Here is a 19840-nt window from a genome sequence, read left to right as displayed (position 1 = left end):
GGAGCCCTGCCCGTTACTTCCCGCACCCAATCCGATGGACGACCCACAACACCCTCCTGACCTCGAATGTTGCGTCCACCGATTGAGCCCAATCAGTACACCTCAAAGGGTTTCGCGATGCTCTGCGCGAAGTTGGGTGTCGCGCAATCGATGGGAGCGGTGGGCACGAGCGCAGATAATGCCCTGGCCGAGTCGTTCAATGCGACACTCAAACGGGAGACCCTACAAGGAGCAGCCCGCTGGGAATCGCCCCGGGTGGCGAGGCTGGCGGTGTTCCGGTGGGTCACCCGTTACAACACCTGGCGTCGACACTCGTACTGCGACTATCTCAGTCCCACCGACTACGAAACCGCTCACACATCCGATAGCCTGCAGCAAGCCGCGTAATCACAAACCCCGTGTCCAGTTTCCGGGGTCAAGGCCCCCTCGACTGATCCTCGTACCGAACCGCGTGCAATCCCTTGTGGCGCAATGCCGTCAATGCGACAGTACGTGCATCGTCCACATCTGTCTTGCGTCCTCCGCCGGTATCGAGCACGCGCACACGCATGGCGAGGGTGGACGGTACGTCGACGACGTGTTCAGCGTCGGCGAGCAGTATTTGTGCGATACCGCGCCCCAATCCCTTGGCGCCTTCGACGGCGAAACGCCGCTCGGCCCATCTGTGTGATCATTTCCGCAGTTGCGTGGCAGTACCGGAATTGACAGCGAACCTGCGGCGGGCCATTGTCTCGCCGCTGTTGTCGACGGCGACGGCTGTCAATGATGCTTTGTGCGGGTCGATTCCGATGATGATTAATTCGGATGCTCCTGTTGTCCGGGTGCGGTTTCGGTGTGCACCTGCGGTGGGCATCCTGACTTGAAGTTGATCGTTTCACGCCTCTGTCGAACCACACCGTAGGCCGGTGTCGATCGGAAGGGCACGCTATAAGTGAGCCAATCACCCGATTGGGGCGGCAAGGAGCTTGCGAGCCTGCGCCGACCGACACCGTGGACTTTACGAGATTGCAGATCCCGGTTGTCCTGGTTTCCATTGAACAAGTCAGGAGCTTGGGTAGAAGCCCCGTCAACGTCTTGTCTGCCCTTCCTGACCGGCGAGCCCTCGTTTGGTAACAGGAAGGCACTTTCCATCATGACAATGATCGAGTTGGAAGTCATCGCCGGGATCGACACCCACGCCGACACCCATCATGTCGCCGTGATCGATACCACCGGTCGCAGGCTAGGAGACGCGGGATTCTCGACAACCTTGAAAGGCTACAAGGCGATCGCCGCGTACATCGCCGCGTTCGGCCTTGTCCGACGGGTCGGAGTTGAAGGCACCCACTCGTACGGCGCTGGGATCACCCAGCATTTGAAGGATTCCGGGGTCCGTGTGGTCGAGGTGATCCGTCCGAATCGGCAAGTGCGGCGTATGCAAGGAAAACAGATCAGGTCGACGCCTATGCAGCCGCATCAGCGGCTTTGGCCACCGACGATCATCCGGAACCGAAACAACTCGACGGTCTCGTCGAGGCCGCCCGCTACATCCACGCAGCGCGTCGCAGTGCGGTCAAAGCACGAACTGCCACTCGCGTTCAGATCAAAAGTCTGCTGGTCACCGCACCCGAGCAGATTCGGGCCCGGTACCGAAGTACCGCCGACACGGCATTGTTCCCCGCCTTGGCCCGCACGAGGCCGGCATCGGAAGAGAACATGCTCACCCGCACAATCATGTCGTCGTTGAAATCTCTGGCGCGCCGGTACCAGCACCTCACCGCGGAAATCGACGTACTTGAGGCCGATCTCGAGCAGCTGGTGCTTGCGATCAACCCGGGGCTGGCGCAGACGAAGGGCATTGGAACCGTCACCGCCGCACAACTATTGATCACCGCCGGTGGAAACACCGATCGACTGAAGTCGGAAGCGTCTTTTGCAGCACTCTGTGGGACGAGCCCTATTCCGGCTTCCAGTGGCAAGACCACTCGTCACCGGCGGGGTCGCGGCGGCGACCGGCATGCAAACTCCGCCCTCCATCAAATCGCCCTCACGCGAATGACCTACGACCAACGAACCCGCGACTATATTCAACGTAAGCAGCAGGAAGGCAAGGGAACCAAGGAAATCCTCCGCTGCCTCATTGGATGAGTATGGGTAATGCGGGCCATGTCGGCTCGTTCGTCGGGAACGACGGGGGACGGCCACGCTGTCTAGCCACTCGATGGCCCGTTTGAGCAGGTCGCCCTCGCCGTTGCCGGGGAGTGTGATCGGCGCGAGAGAGCAGCCCCACGAGGGCCGAACAATGAGGAACCGACGCCCTGCCCGGCTCCAGCGACGGTATTCGGACCTGGAGGTCAACACATGTTCTGTGGATGGGATTGGGGTTCAACTCGGCACGGCGTCTGCTTAATCGACGACAACGGGACGGTAATCAAGACCTGGATGATCGAGCACACCGAGAAAGGCATCGCGGCGCTCTTCGCCGAACTCTCCCAACTGGGTGATCCGGCCCGGCTCCCGGTGGCGGTCGAGCGTGGTGAGGGTCTGGTCGTAGGGCGCATTGCCAGCGCAGGGCATCCCGTACTGATGATCGAACCGGCATCTTTCAAGGCTGCGCGGCCACGGTGGGGTTCGGCAGGAGCGAAGGCTGTCACATCATGCTCGCCGACTACGCCCGCACCGACAATCACCGCCTGCGCCGGGTCGAACCGGTAGCGCAGGCCACCAGGGAACTTGCCACACACGTTCGCGCACGAACCGTGCTGGTCCAGGCGCGCACGGCGTCCTCGAATCAGTTGTGGGCCATCTTGTCCGAGCACTGGCCCGGCGCGGCGAAGGTATTCCAGAAGCTGACATCCCAAGTCGCACTGGCATTCTTGGCCGACTACCCCACCCCACAGTCGGCGGCACTTCTCGGTGAAGGTCGGATGCGCCAGTTCTGCCATCGGCACAGCTACCGTGGCGGCAAGTCCGCGGGCCGAACTCGTCGGGCGGCTCCGGGCAGCGCCCGCCGCCGCGAACCCCATCGCGCCGAAGGTACTCGAAGCGATCATTCGTGGATCAATCGCCCAGATCGCCCTGCTCAACACCGAAATCGCCCGTCTTGAGCACGAACTCGCGGACGCCCTGGCTGCCCATCCCAAAACTGTGCTCTTCGAGTCCCTTCCGCGCGTCGCCAACGTCAGCCTCGCGGCGCTCATCGCAGAGATCGGGCCCTGCTCGAGCGATGCGACTACCGGCGAACAGGTCGCCGCCCTGTGCGGGGCCGCACCGGTCACGAGGGCCTCGGGAAAATCCCGCAGCGTCGGCTTCCGCTATACCGCCAACAAGCCGGCACGCGCCGCGATTACAGGCTTCGCCGACAACTCACGACACAGCTCGGCGTGGGCTGGCGACTGCTACCGGCGTGCCCGTTCGCGGGGTGCTCGGCACCCACACGCGGTACGGATACTCGCCCGTGGATGGGTCCGAGTGATCTGGGCCTGCTGGACCACCGACACCCCCTACGCTCCTTGCCGACACCGCGGCGAACAACTGCTTGTCACCGCGACTTGACCAAGAGAGCTCAAACGCGTGATCGCTCGAGAAGTCTTTCACACTCATCAGTAGCCCCGTCCCCGTTGTCGATCACCGAAAGCTTCGACCGCTCCGCCAAGAACGCGGACTCATCCAAGTTCAGGCGGCCGCAGCCTTGGGCGTCAGCATCGCCAAGATTTCACTCGCGGAAAACGGACGGGTCCACGACGCTACCTTCCTCACCACCTACGAAACATGGCTCCGAAACACCGATTTGACACCCTAGGAGCATCAATTGGCCTGCTGCGCCCGAAAACTGCTGTATCCCAGACAACTTGACAACATCTACCGGGCTCCGCACCGCAGGCGAACCCGCGATGCGAGTCATGCCTTGACCACGAAAAGAGGGCTTCAGATTTATCAATAATATTTGCATCACGTGCAGAAAGCGTTAATCGATGCGTAGCGCTGCTGCGGCGCAACCCATTCAGTCGCGGTGCTCCGATGTGGGATGAGTTCCGAATTGCTCGGCTAGGGATGTATGCAATCCGGTTGTCAGCCCACATCTTTCGCGGGGCCTTGTATTGCAGAAGTGTTGAACAACGAAAGGTGGGCGGTTTCAAGAAGCCAACGCAACACCTTCATGCGGAGGTTGTCGTGACGGTTTCGTGGAACGATCGGTGCATCGCGTATTCGATGCTTCTTATGGGTGCTTCCGCTCAGGAAACGGCGAGCCGATTCGGTGTGAACACGGGAGCGGTCGTCGAGTGGGCCAGGCTAGCGGGCATGGTGATCCGTATGGGAGCCCGAGGCGGCATCGAGCCTGTCACTACGTCAACGTCAGCGTTGAATCCTCAACGCGCATACCGTCGCTTGACTCACCAGGACCGTGTCTTCATCGAGATGGCGATCAACAGCACGCCCGCGTGGTCGATACGAGCGATCGGCCGGCACCTGGACGTTGCCGCGTCCACAATTTCACGGGAGCTTGGACGTCACAGAGTCGAGACCGGGCGAGGGCGCGGCGGGTCGCGAGAGACGAGATACCATGCCGGTGTCGCGCATCACCACACGATGCGCTCGCGCGTGAGAACAAGGGCACGCAAACTTGATTGCCATGAGCTGCGGTCACTCGTCGTCACAGGCTTGAACGAGAAGCACTCTCCGCAGCAGATCGCAGGGAGACAACGGATGATGTTCCCCAACCAGCCGCAGTTGTGGGTGTCCCACGAAACAATCTACCAAGCCCTCTATGTCCAAGGCCGGGGATCGTTACGGCACGAATTGACCGTCGCCAAGGCGTTGCGTTCAGGCCGTTCTCGCAGGACACCTGCCTCACGATTGCCATCCCGCGATGTCCGACCGTGGTTAGCGGGGGCCCGGCTCACGGACCGGCCCGCTTCCGCGGCGGATCGTGCTGTCCCTGGGAATTGGGAAGGCGATCTCGTTGTCGGTCCCGCAAACTCCGGGATCGTCACGCTCGTCGAGCGGAACACGCGCTTCGCGTTGATAGAACGGCTACCCGGCGTCCGCGACTCGGCCACCGTGATCGACGTCATCCGCAACCAAATCATGCGCCTCCCAGAACATCTCAGGAAAACTCTGACCTGGGATCAGGGGCAGGAGATGTCGAGACACAAAGACTTCACGATCGCGACCGGATGCCCCGTGTTCTTTTGCGACCCGCATTCGCCCTGGCAACGAGGCTCGAACGAGAACCTGAACGGCCTAATCCGCGACTACTACCCGAAGGGCACTAACTTCAACAACGTATCCGACGACGCGATCGAGGCAATGGTCGAGCAGCTCAACAACCGCCCCCGGAAGATTCACGGATTCCATACCCCTCGTGAGAAACTGAACGAACTCATCAGCAGTGTTGCGCTGGGTTCTTGAAACCGCCGTGCACTTACGCTGTGAAAAGAGAGTTTTTCAGGTCGGTGCGTTCGCTACGCCAACCGGTGCCGTGTGAACTCAGAACTCGCAGAACCCTCGTTGGGTTCTGCTCATCGACACGAGTCTTCCTTGGTGCAGCACGATCCGGTCTTGAGGTGCGGCCGCAACGGCTTCTTCGAGGCTTTCCGCACGGATGGCTAACAATTCGGCCTGTGCATCTTTCTCGATTCCCGACTTCGGAAGTGACATGACGTCACGGGCGCCGTCGCTGACGGCCCGATAGGCCTCCTCGACAGACAGATGCCCGGCAGTGACCAGCAACATCGCTGTCTCGAGAGCATCGCTGCGTCCGAGCGGGTTGTAAGGGTCACGAACGTTGTCGGCGCCGGCGCCGAACCGTACACCGGCATCGATCAATGCCCGCGCGGCGGTGAGACCACGCGGCATTGCCACAGGGGTGTCCCAGCCCTGTAGGTACAGATTGGTGATCGGCAGGCTGACGATCCCGACGTTGCTCTCTTTGACCGCTTCGATCACGCGGGCCAGCACTTCCGGCGTGACCATTCCCAGACTGACGCAGTGTCCGGCGGTCACCGGCATCGAACTCGGCCAGTCCCGGACGGAATGAGCAAGCTCCTCGAGCGTGAGCATCGTCGGGTTGGTTTGCTCGTCGGTGTGCATGTCGACGCCGACGCGGCGATCACGTGCTATTGCCAACAGTCGCTGCAGATTTCCGCTGGGGTCGGGTGTTTGGTGCGGATGCCCACCCAAGAAATCGACGCCGAGGTCGAGGGCTGCATGTACTGCCTCGTCGCCCACGACGTACGGCGTCATCGCCACGAGCTGAATATCCATGACGCTCGAGAGTTCCTCACGGACTTTCACCAGTGCCTGAATTCCACGTAACGGCTGGTCGCCTCGTAGGAGATTGACGTGTGATCGCACCGCGGTCGTTCCGTTGCCCAGCAGCAACAATGCCGCGCGTCGGGCGCGCTCGGCAATACTCTCGACGGTCAGGGACGGTGTGTGGTTTTCCCAGGTTTCGATTGCGGAACCGAGATCACCAGCAGGTGGCCGGATCTCGTCGAACGATAGTGCCTTGTCCAGATGCGCGTGCGGCTCTGCCGGCGCCGTGAGCAGGAGAAATCCGGTGAGGTCGAGGTCGTCCTCGCTTGGCACTAGCCCTTGCGCGGGTACGACGTCATACACTCGCCCGCCCACGATATGAACATCGACGATCCGTCCGTCGACGAGGGTCGCATTGTGCAACGTGGGCACTGCGTGTCCGCCCAGGACGAGGGGCAGCGGTGCGGCGAGGGGCAGCGATGAATTCCGGGTCACGGTACTCCTAGGGTCGATCGAGTGAACGAAAGTCTTTCTTGCGTATCGAGCAGTGGACACCTTGGACCAGGTCTACTACCTGCGTCACCGAAAAGTCGCCCGCTGCACTGAGATACAGGTAGGCCTCACTGGGTGTCATACCGGTGTACGAGGCGAGGAAATCGACCGAGAGTTCCGCGCATTGACGCATCGCCTCGTCCAGACTCTCGTTCATCCCGAGGATGATCCAGTGATCGTCGGTGTCGACGAAGGGCATCGCGGCACGGGGCTGAGACAGAGTCTTCACGACGGTCAGTCGGGCGGTGACCCGCAGCGACCCTTCGAGTGCAGTGAGCGCGATCTCGCCGTTGCCCTGCGCGAAGTGCGGGTCGCCCAGGTAGAAACCCGCTCCGTGCACCTGGATAGGCAGGTACAGCGAGGTTCCGACCACCATCTCGCGCACGTCCATGTTGCCGCCGAACGGACCTGGCGGAATGGTGCTCAAAGGCTCGTTACCGGCAGGTGTCACGCCGCACAGTCCCATGAAGGGCCGCATGTCGATTGTCGCTGCGCCACCGCTGAATTCGAATCGTGCACGATCTGCGGTGTCGTCGAGTGGGCAGAACTTGCTGAATACTGCGGGAATGCTGCCGTCGACATCGCGCGGAAGGATTTCCGGCAACGCACCTCGCTGATGCCTGCTCGAGATCACTCCGTAGGGAACTCGCGGTGTCATCTCGAGGAAGTCGACGCGTAACCAGTCGCCGGGCTGGGCCCCGCGCACGTGAACGGGTCCGAGCACCACATGTGGAGCTTTAGGCGCTGTAGGTTTGCGGAGGTCCGATGCAGCCAATTCGATGGCGTCGGCCAGTACTTTCGAGCGGTGGACTCCGTATTGCCGGAAGTAGGCCACGGGGTCGCGGCCTTGGTCTTCCATCAGACCTTCTTGCGAGACCGTGTCGAAAGTGACAGTCTCGCCGCTGTCGAGGGTGAGCACAGGTTCGGTCGTCGCGGTGGGGAGAGTGCCCCAGCTGACTGTGTCCGGTGTGCACCAGAGGTAGTGGTCAGCGGAGCCCGGATAAATCCCGGCCTGGAGTATCTCCATTACGCGGTCGCGGCCGCGGCAAGGTACGCACGCCAGCCACCTGGGGTGGTGATTTCGCGGGCTGAGTCTGTGACGAGGGGCAGTGATCGGCACACCATGCTCAGCGAGCCGCGGCCGTCCTCGAGTTCGATCACTGACAGTTCGAGTTCGTCCGGCTCTCGCGGCAGTAATTTCTCGCGCAGCTCGGCGTACGACACCTCGTATATCTCGCCTGGTACGGACCAACCGCCGACATCGACGGGAGCGAGTCCGGGAAACTCGTCGTCGAACGAGAAGAACCGATAGGCCGGTGCGGTGCGCACCGCACCGACAAAACGCGCCGAGGACAGGGCGTCGTTGAGTGAACCTCCGCTCATTGCTTGGCCGTTGACGAACATGAGGACAGTGTTGGGGGACATCGTAGGAACTCCTTGTTGCGGCGGGGTCAGTTGCGAGTGGATCAGCGCAGTGTGGTGTTGCCGTGCCCGCGTAGTGCGTGGATACGCACGGCTGTGGTGGCACGGTCGAGGTCGCCGCTCGCGAGGTCGTCGAGCAGTGCGCGATGTTGGGAAATCGGTTCGTGTCCCGATTGCTGGACGTAGTCGTCGGTGGGATACAAGAACGCCTGCCTCTCCAGGAACGACGAGGTGACGGGGCAGAACGCGGCTCGGTTAATGGCCATGTGGAATTCGAGATGAGTCATGGCGTATTGAGGGCTACCTACCCCGAATTCACTCAGTGCACTATCGAGCGGTGTCAGCATCGCGTACAGCGAATCCCAGTCCACGCTCGAGGTTTTCGCGGTGATGAGTCTGGCAGCCACTTGGTCGAATGCGACTCGGAGTTCGTGAAGCTCGGCACGTGCCTGCGCATCGACATCCACGACGATGAGCTGACCACGCCGAACGCGTTCGACAAGACCTTCACTTGTCAACCGCTGCAATGCTTCTCGGATGGGAGTCCGGCTCACACCGAGCTCGTCGGCGATCTGCTCCTCGGTCAAGCGGGTTCCGCCACTGAATTCACCGGTGGTGATCTGTTGCCGGAGATACAGATATACACGTTCGCGTGCACTGACAGGATCGCCGCTACGGCTCACGATCATGCTGTCCAACGGGCTCACAGGGTCGTCCTCGCTTTCGACAGTGCTGCCCGGCAAGCGTTGGTGGCGCGCTGCATGAATGTTCCGGACATCACGTTCATACCTGCCGACAGCGCAGTGCTCTGCAAGGCGCTCACCCGATTGTTCAGATCGAAGAACTGGTTGCCCGGAGATACGAGAGCCGAGAAGTCGAACACGAACGGCGACTCCTCGGAGGCGTCCGTCTCACCCCACGTGGTCGTATTGACCAGCAACGACGGCGTGCCCGGGCCGAGCAGCGCGGAGACGTCAGCAGGTGCTGCGAACTCGGCGTCGAATCGCTGCGCCCACACCACTGCAGCGTCGAGATTGCGGGCACTGCCGATCAGTCGCACACCCGGCCACGCCCGGCGGCACGCCAACGCTACCGAGTTCGACGAACCGCCGGACCCGAGAATCAGAATCGACGACGGTGTCCGGCCACCCATCAGCGTTTCCATCGCCGCCTGAGATGCCCAACTGTTGGTGTTGACTCCAACCTCGCCCCTCGACTCACGAACTATCGTGTCGACGACACCGGTTCGCACGGCGGACGGAGTTGACATCGCCAAATACGTTGCGACCGACTGCTTCCACGGACTGAGAACGAGCGCGAGTGTCCACGCAGGATTCGCCAGTAGCGCCTCGGGATTGTCGAATGGCAGTGTCCCATCCAGTTCGACGCCGTAGTCCGCCAGCGCATCGAGGAGCAGTCGACCTTTCAACGCATGCGCCGCTGTGGTGCCTATCCCGGCGATCGCAGCGGGGTCGGTAGACGGTGAACCGGTGGACCCACCATGTACTTCGTCGACGCAACGCTCAACCGCGGCACGGATAGTGGCGGAACCGGTATCTCCGAGCAGTGTTGCCTGTATGTCGCTCACGCGCTCTCCTCGTCTGTTGTGCTGGATTGTCATTGTTCGCGGATCGGCAAGTCAGCGCACGGAATCGGCAGGCGTTCGCGCCGGCTGGACCTGACGGCCGCGGGGTGCGCCGACCACTTCTCCCTTCTCGTAGACAAGGCCGCCGCGCAGGTACGTCGCGACAACACTGCCGGTGAGCGCCCAACCGTCGTACGGAGTGACGTTGTGCTTGGAGTGGAGCGAGTTCTGGTCGAGAACAACCTCGGCTCCGGCGTCGACGAGGACGAAATCGGCATCGAAGCCGGGCGCGATCTGACCTTTGTTCGCCATCGACCAGCGCTGCGCCGGAGTGTAGGAGCACAGGCGGACGATGTCTTCGACGGTCAGCTTTCCCTGCGCAGCGGCGGTGAGCATCAACGGAAGCATCGTTTCCACGCCGATGAATCCGCCGTACGCCTTCCACACATCTGTCTCGGCCTGCTCGTCGACGGTGTGCGGGGCATGATCGGTGGCAATGATGTCGACGTCCCCGCGGTCGATCCCGTCCCACAATGCGGCCACGTCGGAGGCCGGGCGAATCGGCGGGTTGAGCTTGATCAAGTTCCCGTAGGTGTCGTAGGCATCCGCGTCGAGGAACAGGTGCGAGACAAGTGCTTCGACACTGACCCGATGCCCCTGCGCACGCAGATCCATCACCCGCTGGAGTCCGACGGCCGTCGATAGGTGATGGATGTGCAGTTTGGTCTTCGCTTCGGTTGCCATCGTGATGATGCGAGTAATGGCCTCGACCTCGACGAAGGCGGGCCGGCCTTCGAGGTGTGCGCGCGGATCCTTACGACCGGACGCTTGGAGGCGGTCACCGAACATGCGCAGCAGGTGATCGTTCTCCGCGTGCACGCCCACGACAAGATCGGCGGCAGCGGCAGCTTCGAGTCCACGGAAGATCGCGGCGTCGTTGGGGCAGCGGTTGTCACCCGTCGTCTGACCCATGAACAGTTTGAGTCCCATGGCGCCCAGCTCCGCCATGTCCGCGATCTCGTCGGAGTTGGCGTGATCGAGCATCCCGTAGAGCCCGAAGTCCACGTACGCCTTGTTCTTCACCAGGTCCAGCTTCTGCCGGTATCGCTCGGCCGTCGCGACGGGGGGTTTGGTGTTGGGCATGTCGACGACGGTCGTGACGCCGCCCGCAGCTGCAGCCGACGTGCCGCTCGCGAAGTCTTCCTTTTCGGTCATTCCGGGCTCGCGCAGATGGACGTGCATGTCCACCAATCCTGGGAGAACGAGCAACCCCGTCGCGTCGATGGTCGGCACTCCCGGGGCGAGGAGATTGTCGCCGACTGCGAGGATGCGCCCATCGGCGACCGCGATGTCCTGGCGGCGGCGACCGTCGTGGGAGATAACGGTTCCGCCGGTGACGACGAGGTCCGGGGTTGTGGGAGAGGACATTTCAGGGCCTTTCGGTTGCGAAAACAGTGTGTTGGACAAGGGAGTGCTCTATGCCAGCGCCAGGTCTGGATTTTCTTCGTGGACTTCGCGAATGGGCCCGAGGTCGAACAGGTCGTCAACAGAGAGGTTCAGGCCGCCGGCTGCGATGGCTTCGATGTTCGCTGCGGCAGTAGCGTCGGAGATCGACAGAATTTGCTGTCCGGCAGAGCCGTTGCGGATGAGTTCGTTGCCCGCGATGCAGCAGTCGTAGGTGGACTGAGGGTTCAGGTTGAGATCCTTGCCGTATTCGTTGACGGTGAGGTCCGCTGCCCTCTGTGGGTCCGCGAGAACGTCCTTCCACCCCCGGATCTCGGCGTGTAGGAATGCCTTGAGCTTCTCGCGGTTGTTGTCGATGTTCTCCTGGGTGGTGATGTAGGTCTGCCCGACGAGAGGAAATCCGACGTCGGCAAGGAGCATCGTGTTGATGTCGAATCCCTTGTTGCGCAGGTCGACCACCTGACTGTTGACAAATCCGACGTAGCCGTCGATCTCACCGACAGTCATGCCGATCGGGTCGCCCTGTACCGGCACCGTGTTGATGCGGGACTCGTCGAGACCGAGCGCTGCAATGAAGTTGCGCCAGACCGGTTCACTGGACGAGGCGCATCCAATGGTTTTGCCGTACAACTCTTCCGGTGTATTGACGGGATTGTTTCCCATCGTCATGACGCATCCGGCGTAGCGACTGTAGACGGCGCCGACGATCTTCAGCGGCGCGCCCTTCGCGACGGCAGATCCGGCGATGGGCACCTGCGAGACTCCTACGAAGGTGCGTGAGAGGACATCGGATTCGATCGGTGGAGCGGTGGGTCCACCGGAGACCAGATCGGAGCCACTGAATCCTGCGTCGGTGTAGTAACCGTTCTTGTCGGCGACGTAGCTTCCGGCGAACTGGGTGTTCTTGATCCAGGCCAGCCGCTGGGATGCAACTCCGAAACCGTCTGCGGAGGCGCTGCCCGAGTCGCCGGACATGCAGGCCGACAGAACGGCGGGCCCGGCCAGAGCGAGGCCGCCCAAGGTGAGTCCGCGGGTGAGAAATTTCCTGCGATCAAACTGTGTGGTCATCGGGTATCCGTTTCGGTAACGAGGAAAGGTGGGGTTCGGCTGGCGCCGCTCTCAGCGGGGAGCGCTCATGCGTGATGTGACAGCGGCTTCGATGACGCTGACGATCTGGTAGATGACAATGCAGGTGACGGTGAGTACGACGACCGAAGACCACAATCGTGCGAATTCGAATTCGTTGGCATCCCTGAGCATCTGGCCTCCCAGTCCCTGCCCGGTGGCTAGCCATTCGGCCAGTAATGCGCCGACGATCGAGGTGGTGACGGCTAGACGCGCTGCGGCGAACCAGGTGGGAATGGCATGGGGCAGAGCAACTTTCCAGAATGCGGACAGAGTGGATCCGCCATACGCGACCACCATATCGACATCGGTCCGCGGAGTACTGCGGATCCCCTGCAGCATGGTGAGCAACGCGGGCACAACGACGATCGCAGCACCGATGACGGCAGTGCCGACCAGTCCGCGTCCGAAGATCAACACGAGAATCGGCGCGATAGTGACCATCGGGATCGCATGCAACGCCGTGACAGACGGAATGAACATGGCCTCGGCTGTGGCCGAAAAGTAGAAGAGCAGTGAAACACCGGCCGCAAGAAACAGCCCGAGGACAAATCCATACGACGCATCGGTGAGCGTGCGGGCCAGATTGGAGGTGATCACTGCGCGGTGCTCCGCAGCATCGGTGTCGGTGATCAAGTAATTCCAGACATCCGTCGGCGACTTGGCGACGAACGGGCTCACATCGACCAGTCGAATGAAGAGGGTCCAGGCGGTAAGGATGGCGATCACTGCCCCGACGAGCGTCGCGAGAGTACGCGCCAGGCTGTGCACAATCGTGAGGGCCTGGTTTCGCTGTGCGGCGCGCGGGCCGGCGACCTCCGAGGGCGAGTCCTGTGTGATTGTCATGCGTTGACTCCCGACGTACTTGCAGCCCAGGGGGTGGCTATCTTCTCGACAGTGTTGACCAGCAGGAATGCAAGACCGGCGATGAGGCTCGATACCAGCGTGATTCCCCAGGTGCGCACCACGTCACTCGAGGACTGAGCGACAACGAGCGCAGCCCCTAAACCTCGCTCCTGCCCCATGAACTCACCGATGATCGTTCCCAGAATTGCCGCGGGCACAGCGACTTTCAGTGCAGTCAAAATACTCGGCAACGCCGACATGAGCTGCACCTTACGCAGAACGAGGTACTCACCGCCGCCGTACGCACGGACCAGATCTTCGCTCGACGAATCAGCATGTGAGAGCCCGTTGATGGTGCCGACGAGGGTGGTGAAGAAGACCGAGACTGCGGCCATGATCGCGGACGTGACAACACCGTCGAAGCACGCCGCGAGGATGGGTGCGATTGCGATCAACGGGATGCACGCCGACGCGATACCCACCTGCAACACCAACTTCTCGAGGGCCGGAACCGTCGTCACCAGCGCTGCGCACGCGATCGCGGCAAGATTTCCCCACAGGTAGCCCACCGAAGCCGATGCCAACGTGACGGGAATGTGGACTCCGTAGAAGGCGAGACCGTCGTGCATCACGCCGCCGACAATGGCGGTGGGTGGCGCTATGCCCGGGCCGAGAATGCCTGTCATACCGACGATCTGCCACACGATGAGCACGACCCCGGTGCCGAGCACTCCGAGGAATCGACTGTTCTTCATCGGCGGTCACCACCCACGGTGGCCAGTGCGTCCTCGTCGCGGGTGCGAGCGCTGAAGAGAATGGAGGACAGGAGATCGACGTATTCGTGGAATTCGCGGGTGCGCATCATCTCCGGTGTCCGGGGCCGCGGCAGATCGATCTTGACCACCTTCTCGACGCGCCCGGGCCGGGCGCTCATAACCACCACGGTGTCCGAGAGAAACACGGCCTCAGCGATACCGTGCGTGACCATGAGGGTGGTGGCAGGCCGCTCGGTCCAAATCCGGAGAAGCTCGATATTGAGCTTCTGTCGGGTCATGTCGTCGAGGGCGCCGAACGGTTCGTCGAGGAGCAGAACGCGGGGCTTGACCACGAGTGCCCGCGCGATTGCCACGCGCTGGCGCATACCTCCGGAAAGCTGTGCTGGTCGTGCATTCTCGAAGCCGGTGAGGCCGACCAGGTCGATGAGTTCCTGAACGAACTCGTCCGAACCCGTCTGCTTCGACACCTCGAGGGGGAGACGAATGTTGGAGCGGACCGACCGCCAGGGCAGTAGTGCAGAGTCTTGGAATGCGATTCCGAGGTGGCGGTGTCGGCGCATGTCCTGCGGAGTTTCGCCATGGACCAGTGCGGTGCCTGCGCTCTGTGATTCGAGGCCGGCGAGGATCCGCAATACGGTGCTCTTGCCGCATCCGGACGGTCCGAGGAGCGTGACGAATTCGCCTTGCTCGGACTGAATGTCGACGCCGTCCAGTGCGGTGACAGTGGAGCGTCCAACCTTGAATTGTTTTGTGAGACCGCCGATGTGGATCCCCGGCGCGGTAGGCGAGATCATTCGTTCTCCCTTGATCGGATGCGACCCCGCTTGCATACAAGCTTGGATCCAAGTGCGTAGATCGAACTTTAGGGACGCTGTGTTTCGATTGCATGAACGACGGAAACATGTGGATTACATTGCGCTCACGGCTCTTCCTCACGGTCCAAGGCGAAGCCCGCAAAACGATATGCAAGATCTTCGTCAACTCGTCGTGCCGCCTTTACGCGCTCAGCAATCGGAACCGCGCGGGTTCCTAGAATCTTGGAACACCCTTGTATGAACTGGTACCCGGAAGTTGGACTGGCTGATCCGTGCCCCTCAAAGTGAACCATCTATATGAGAGATGAGGCAGAGTGATCCACAGGAGGTCACAGGATGTTGTCAAGTTGTCTGGGATACAGCAGTTTTCGGGCGCAGCAGGCCATTCCACAGAGCAGTCGGTCAGGCAGTGATGCGTAGTTCAGTGACCTGATTCCAAACCTGGAATCGAGCGCGGATTTCGGTGCGGCGGTCGGTGGCGTTCATACGGTGGCGGGGCGGGCGGAAGTGCGGGGAGATACGACTGAAAGCGGCGAGGAATCGTTGCGCTGCACCGACGGAACGGAAGCCTTTTCATCGCCCGCTCGCGTTGCCGGGTCGGCTGATGGGAATTCTCGGGGGAGTGGAACGCCGACAACCCTGATTCGATTGCTCCGCGTCTGGAGGAGCGGACGCGTACCGCGTTGTTGCGGTTCGCGTGAGCGTGGATCGGTAGTCGGAAGGGGACCGGCCCGAAGCTACCGGGCCGGTCCCCTTCGTTGGATACTCGGAATGGCCTCTCACCGTGGGCGGATTCCGTCGATCGTCGCAACACTCGAACCGGGGATCCACTGTAACGACCCGCCCAGATCACCCTCGGCGGATGACGCGGAGAGTGCTCGACCCCGGATATCGTCCGCTGCATGGACAATGATGTGGAAATTCGGGCAATCGCGAAGGACACGTACACATTTCGGATACGCGATGGTGGAAAACTATCGCACGATGTACGCCCAGGCCATCGACGCAAGCGACCCCCGCTACATCGGCGGATTCGGCATCTACCGGCACTACCCCGAGCCCGCCAGGCCTGAGAATACAGACATCGTGACCCCCAACAACGACACGCCGTATTCATGGCTGTGGCTGGACTTGCGAGCCGAACCGTACGTCGTGGGTGTCCCGGCGATCGACCGCTACTACATCCTTCCGTTTCACGATCTCTACACCATCTACGCGGGATTCGTCGGCGCTGTGACCACCGGAACCGGTGCAGGGTCCTACCTCCTTGCCGGGCCTACCTGGAACGGCGACGTGCCCGCCGGCATCGACGGGGTCATTCGTTCTGCCACTGATTTCGTCGGAAGCCTCACCCGCACAGCGCTGATGCCCGACGGTATCGAAGCGATGGAGAAGATACAGGCCGCCTACGACGTGCGCCCACTGAGTGCATTCGCCGCGACCGAGAAGCCGCAACAGCCCCCTGCCCCACAATGGCCGGTCTGGGATGAGCAGAAGTTCACCACCACAGTCGCCTTCTACGAGTTGATCGACTTCCTCCTTCAATACGCGCCACCGCTCGAGGAAGACGTAGATATCCGCGCGCGGATATCTACGATCGGACTGCGTGGACAGGGGAAGTTCCGCACCGAGGACCTCGACGCCACTGAACGGGCACAATTCGAGAACGGCCTCGCAGACGGCAGAGCCGAAATCGAAGTACAAGAAGGCCATACATCGTCATCGATCGGCATCTTCGGAACCCACGAACAGATGGCAGGCAAGTACTCGCACCGCAACATTGGTGCAGCTAAAGGGATTTACGGGCTCCCTCCGAGCGAAGCGTGGTACGCGGGCTGGCTGAATGACACAGACGGCGACGTTCCTGTCGGGACCAAGTCATTCACTGTCACTTTCGCTGCCGATGCTCTACCGAAGGTCAAGTTCTTCTGGTCGGCAACTATGTACCGACTCCCGGAGCGGCTACTCGTCGCGAACCCCATCGACCGATACTCGATTGGCGACCGCACACCGGACATCGTGTACAACGATGACGGCTCTCTGACCCTGCACATCTCCCACGACGAACCTCGCGAACCCGCAGCGAGAGCGAATTGGCTCCCCGCTCCCGAAGGGCCCTTCACCGTCGTCGTCCGCGCCTATGGCGGTGAAGCCGACATCGTCGACGGCACTTAGAGAGCATTCGGAAACTCGCGGCGGTGCTCGCTCAGCGCGCTTGTGGGGTAGAGGCGGGCTCCTGGTTGGGTCAGGGATGAACAGTCGCTGACCGCACCCAGGAGCCCGCCATGTCATCATCACTTGTCGCGTCGTGCCCGGCATGCCCGTCGGGGGCGCCTGGGCATCGGAACGTGGTGTATCCGTCCTCGTCACTGACCGACGCACAGTGGACGGTACTGCAACCATTGCTACCTCGGCCGGGCAACTCCACCGGATGGGGCGGCAGGCCCGAAAAGTACTGCCGTCGTTTGGTGTTGGATGCGATTCTCTACGTGGTTCGGGGTGGGATCGCGTGGCGGCAGTTGCCGGTGGAGTTCCCGCCGGCGTCGACGGTGTACGGGATCTTCGTCCGTTGGGTCCGCGGCGGGGTATGGCAGGGCATCCACGACGCGCTGCGCGACCGGCTCCGTGTGCGGGCCGGACGAGACCGGTGCCCGACCGCGGCGATCGTCGACTCGCAGACCGTGCCCGCAGCCGACACGGTGCCCGGATCTCGTCGCGGATGGGACGGCGGGAAGCGAACGAATGGGGTCAAGCGGCACATTGCGGTGGATGTGAACGGGCTACTGCTCATGGTCGTGGTGACCGCCGCCTCGATCCAGGATCGAGACGCCGCGCACCGGTTACTGGCCGGTCTGCGGGGCGGCTTCTCCACTATCCGGCTTATCTGGGGCGACGGCGGCTACCCCGGTCGACTGCTCGGTTGGGCGAAAAGCGTGCTCGCCCTGCAGGTTGAGATCATCAAACGGATCCCCGGTGCGAGCGGATTTCACGTGCGGCCCCGGGTTTGGGTAGTCGAGCGCACGTTTGCGTGGATCAACAAGTACCGCCGTTGCGTGCGCGCTTACGAGACCCGACCCGACCACCACGAGGCCGTCATTCACGTCGCCATGATCGGCCTCATGACCCGGCGCCTTGCAAGGGCATGAACCCAGTTTCCGAATGCTCTCTGAGAGTCCAGACGCACGAGGAACGCTTTTTCCCGGTTCGTGACTTTGGTGAGGTTTTCGGAGGATTCCGTGCGTGAAAGTCTGGGCATTGCCATCGATGATCATTCCATTTCCACGGCGCTCGTGGACGCGGACACTCCAGTGCTCGGGGCGATCGACGATTTCCGTCATCCGTGGACCGCGGACGTCCGGTCTGCAGCGTCGACGGCGCGCGCGTTGACCTCTGCAGCCGCCGTCGCAACCGAGAGAGCAGCACGTTCTCAGTTGCATCCGACGACGATCGGAATGGTATGTGAGCGTGCAGATGTCCGCGACCTCGTCCCGGAGGCGTTGTTGGCACAGGCACGAACAACCGTCGAGCTGGTCAACAACCTCGAGGCGCGTCTTGCTTACCTTGCCACGGTGGATGCTCTGGCCGGTGTTTCCCCGGTTCTCGTGGCTTGGCCGGAGGGTGAGGAGGGCATCGTCAACTTAACTGGGCCTCCGTCAGGGATGATCAACGGATGAGTCGGGGAGACGAGACAAAGGTGGATTCGACGCGGTCACTCTACAAACGGCACCGCTATCCTGCGGAGATCATCGCGCACTGCGTGTGGTTGTACTACAGGTTCGCCTTGAGCTTGCGCGACGTCGAGGAGTTGATGCTCGCCCGTGGCATCGTCGTCTCGTACGAGACGATCCGTGCATGGTGCGCGAAGTTCGGGCCCGAATACGCGCGTGGCCTGCGCCGACGCGCTCCCGAACCTGGCGATACATGGTTTCTGGACGAGGTGTTCGTCAAGATCGGCGGCATCCGGAAGTACCTGTGGCGGGCGGTCGATCAGGAAGGAAACGTCCTCGACGTCTTGGTCCAGTCACGACGCAACGCGAAGGCTGCGAAACGTTTCTTCGGTAGGCTGATGCGCAAGCAGGGCCGGGTACCGAGGGTGCTGGTGACCGACAAGCTTGCCAGTTACGTTGTGGCGCATCGGGAGTTGATGCCATCGGTCGAACACCGGCGCTCGAAGTACCTCAACAACCGGGCCGAAAACTCGCACCAACCCACCAGGCAACGAGAACGCGCCATGAAGTTCTTCCGTTCACCGGGCGCAGCGCAACGGTTCCTGGCGGTGTTCAGTGCGATCTCGCCGCACTTCCGGCCCGGGCGACACAAGCTCACCGCGAGCGATTACCGCTCCGAAATGACCAACCGATTCGCCACCTGGAACGACGCCACCGGCGTACTCGCCGCCTGAACCTGGTTTCTCACCAACAGAATCCGCCCCAGTATGATCGAATATTGTTGATTCCCAGTCATGTTCAGTTAAGTTGACAAAGCCCTGCCGGCGGTGGGGTGTCGGCTGGGCTCGGGCCGATCGCTCGGCGGTGCCGGCGGCGGTGGGTGGGGAGCTGCTGTTGCTCGTCGATTCGGGCGTGCGACGGGCTCGGGAAGGTCGATTTTCGGGTGTTTTTGAATGTTGTTGTGTTTCAGTAACTTTGGGTGATCGGTTGGTGCATAATCAGTTTCGGTAGTTACGCATGGAGTTATTTTTGAGAAGTTCGAATTGTGTTGTTGTAGTTACAATTTCGAGGTTTTGTGGTTCTGTATTGTCTTGCGATTTGGGGTGGGGTCCTGTAGGATGGGAAGCATGATGACGATGAGCTGGCAGACGCGAGACGGGGTAGCGTCGAGCGACCCCCACTCCTCCCCGGCCCCGTTTGGTGCTTGGGTACCGACTTTTCAGTTACGATCAAATCCTTTGGTGACAAAGACAATTCAGGAATTTAGAGGAGCGAAGCGAGTCGATCGACGGCAGCCTGGCTGGACCCACTGCGAGCCGCGCAGCGGCTCCCTGGCGGGGAGCGAAGCGA

At 61.7% G+C, this 19840-nt stretch carries 19 protein-coding genes and 4 pseudogenes; 12 read left to right on the top strand and 11 right to left on the bottom strand.

From position 1 onward, the window contains the following. Window positions 1-93 precede the first annotated feature (93 nt). The 8 genes and pseudogenes from ABTX60_RS41330 to ABTX60_RS41295 form a co-directional block, all read left to right on the top strand. Window positions 94-387: pseudogene (locus ABTX60_RS41330) on the top strand (transposase); the annotation flags it as partial. A gap of 745 nt (window positions 388-1132) precedes the next feature. Further along, window positions 1133-1426 (top strand): annotated as a pseudogene (locus tag ABTX60_RS41325) (IS110 family transposase); the annotation flags it as partial. A gap of 38 nt (window positions 1427-1464) precedes the next feature. Continuing rightward, the gene (locus ABTX60_RS41320; protein ID WP_245219992.1) at window positions 1465-2127 is read left to right on the top strand and encodes a transposase; all 663 of its coding nucleotides are present in this window, start codon (window positions 1465-1467) and stop codon (window positions 2125-2127) included. Between the two features lie 213 nt (window positions 2128-2340). After that, a complete protein-coding gene (locus tag ABTX60_RS41315) occupies window positions 2341-2694 on the top strand; it encodes an IS110 family transposase (protein WP_209923418.1) in 354 nt (117 codons plus the stop codon). Then, window positions 2673-2744, top strand: a pseudogene (locus ABTX60_RS41310) (hypothetical protein); the annotation flags it as partial. The gene ABTX60_RS41315 and the pseudogene ABTX60_RS41310, both read left to right, overlap by 22 nt. A 193-nt stretch (window positions 2745-2937) precedes the next feature. Then, window positions 2938-3534 (top strand): transposase, encoded by a 597-nt coding sequence (locus tag ABTX60_RS41305; RefSeq protein WP_351644683.1) that lies wholly within the window; start codon window positions 2938-2940, stop codon window positions 3532-3534. Window positions 3535-3580: 46 nt separating this feature from the next. After that, the gene (locus ABTX60_RS41300; RefSeq protein WP_209923439.1) at window positions 3581-3781 is read left to right on the top strand and encodes a helix-turn-helix domain-containing protein; all 201 of its coding nucleotides are present in this window, start codon (window positions 3581-3583) and stop codon (window positions 3779-3781) included. A 218-nt stretch (window positions 3782-3999) separates the two neighbouring features. Next, on the top strand, window positions 4000-5391 hold the full coding sequence (locus ABTX60_RS41295; protein ID WP_312638636.1) for an IS30 family transposase: 1392 nt from the start codon (window positions 4000-4002) through the stop codon (window positions 5389-5391). Window positions 5392-5469: 78 nt separating this feature from the next. Here ABTX60_RS41295 and ABTX60_RS41290 read toward each other — a convergent pair whose 3' ends face one another. The 11 genes and pseudogenes from ABTX60_RS41290 to ABTX60_RS41240 form a co-directional block, all read right to left on the bottom strand. Then, window positions 5470-6669 carry an amidohydrolase family protein gene (locus ABTX60_RS41290; protein ID WP_350834977.1) on the bottom strand — a complete coding sequence of 400 codons (1200 nt, stop codon included), beginning with the start codon at window positions 6667-6669 and terminating at the stop codon, window positions 5470-5472. Window positions 6670-6739: 70 nt separating this feature from the next. Further along, a complete protein-coding gene (locus ABTX60_RS41285) occupies window positions 6740-7708 on the bottom strand; it encodes an acetamidase/formamidase family protein (protein ID WP_350834979.1) in 969 nt (322 codons plus the stop codon). A gap of 107 nt (window positions 7709-7815) precedes the next feature. Next, window positions 7816-8193 (bottom strand): allophanate hydrolase-related protein, encoded by a 378-nt coding sequence (locus ABTX60_RS41280; protein ID WP_352101879.1) that lies wholly within the window; start codon window positions 8191-8193, stop codon window positions 7816-7818. A 62-nt stretch (window positions 8194-8255) separates the two neighbouring features. Next, window positions 8256-8918, bottom strand: coding sequence for a GntR family transcriptional regulator (locus ABTX60_RS41275; RefSeq protein ID WP_298783327.1), 663 nt, complete (start codon window positions 8916-8918; stop codon window positions 8256-8258). Continuing rightward, entirely contained in the window at window positions 8915-9799 is an 885-nt protein-coding gene (locus ABTX60_RS41270; protein ID WP_209923409.1) for a hypothetical protein, read from the bottom strand. The genes ABTX60_RS41275 and ABTX60_RS41270 overlap by 4 nt, the downstream gene beginning before the upstream one ends. Before the next feature lie 51 nt (window positions 9800-9850). Next, entirely contained in the window at window positions 9851-11263 is a 1413-nt protein-coding gene (gene allB, locus ABTX60_RS41265) for an allantoinase AllB (protein WP_351636314.1), read from the bottom strand. A 9-nt stretch (window positions 11264-11272) separates the two neighbouring features. Next, window positions 11273-12328, bottom strand: coding sequence for an ABC transporter substrate-binding protein (locus tag ABTX60_RS41260; protein WP_209923405.1), 1056 nt, complete (start codon window positions 12326-12328; stop codon window positions 11273-11275). A gap of 51 nt (window positions 12329-12379) precedes the next feature. Continuing rightward, on the bottom strand, window positions 12380-13231 hold the full coding sequence (locus ABTX60_RS41255) for an ABC transporter permease (protein WP_298783299.1): 852 nt from the start codon (window positions 13229-13231) through the stop codon (window positions 12380-12382). After that, window positions 13228-13986, bottom strand: coding sequence for an ABC transporter permease (locus ABTX60_RS41250; RefSeq protein ID WP_298783291.1), 759 nt, complete (start codon window positions 13984-13986; stop codon window positions 13228-13230). The genes ABTX60_RS41255 and ABTX60_RS41250 overlap by 4 nt, the downstream gene beginning before the upstream one ends. Further along, on the bottom strand, window positions 13983-14801 hold the full coding sequence (locus ABTX60_RS41245; RefSeq protein ID WP_298783283.1) for an ABC transporter ATP-binding protein: 819 nt from the start codon (window positions 14799-14801) through the stop codon (window positions 13983-13985). The genes ABTX60_RS41250 and ABTX60_RS41245 overlap by 4 nt, the downstream gene beginning before the upstream one ends. 423 nt (window positions 14802-15224) lie before the next feature. Then, window positions 15225-15438, bottom strand: a pseudogene (locus tag ABTX60_RS41240) (IS6 family transposase); the annotation flags it as partial. Window positions 15439-15785: 347 nt separating this feature from the next. Here ABTX60_RS41240 and ABTX60_RS41235 point away from each other — a divergent pair. The 4 genes from ABTX60_RS41235 (at window position 15786) to ABTX60_RS41220 (ending at window position 19224) form a co-directional block, all read left to right on the top strand. Further along, on the top strand, window positions 15786-16997 hold the full coding sequence (locus ABTX60_RS41235) for a DUF1254 domain-containing protein (protein WP_298783266.1): 1212 nt from the start codon (window positions 15786-15788) through the stop codon (window positions 16995-16997). 173 nt (window positions 16998-17170) lie between these two features. Further along, window positions 17171-17968 (top strand): IS5 family transposase, encoded by a 798-nt coding sequence (locus tag ABTX60_RS41230; protein ID WP_350834984.1) that lies wholly within the window; start codon window positions 17171-17173, stop codon window positions 17966-17968. A gap of 90 nt (window positions 17969-18058) precedes the next feature. Continuing rightward, on the top strand, window positions 18059-18496 hold the full coding sequence (locus ABTX60_RS41225) for a hypothetical protein (RefSeq protein ID WP_298783250.1): 438 nt from the start codon (window positions 18059-18061) through the stop codon (window positions 18494-18496). Beyond that, window positions 18493-19224 carry an IS6 family transposase gene (locus tag ABTX60_RS41220; RefSeq protein ID WP_155289649.1) on the top strand — a complete coding sequence of 244 codons (732 nt, stop codon included), beginning with the start codon at window positions 18493-18495 and terminating at the stop codon, window positions 19222-19224. Before ABTX60_RS41225 ends, ABTX60_RS41220 begins: the two co-directional genes overlap by 4 nt. The last annotated feature ends 616 nt before the right edge of the window (window positions 19225-19840 follow it).

The sequence above is a fragment of the Streptomyces sp. NPDC126510 genome, assembly GCF_040302345.1.
Taxonomy (GTDB): domain Bacteria; phylum Actinomycetota; class Actinomycetes; order Streptomycetales; family Streptomycetaceae; genus Streptomyces.
Note: the sequence above shows the minus strand (reverse complement) of the source record. Positions and strands in the feature narration are given on the sequence as shown.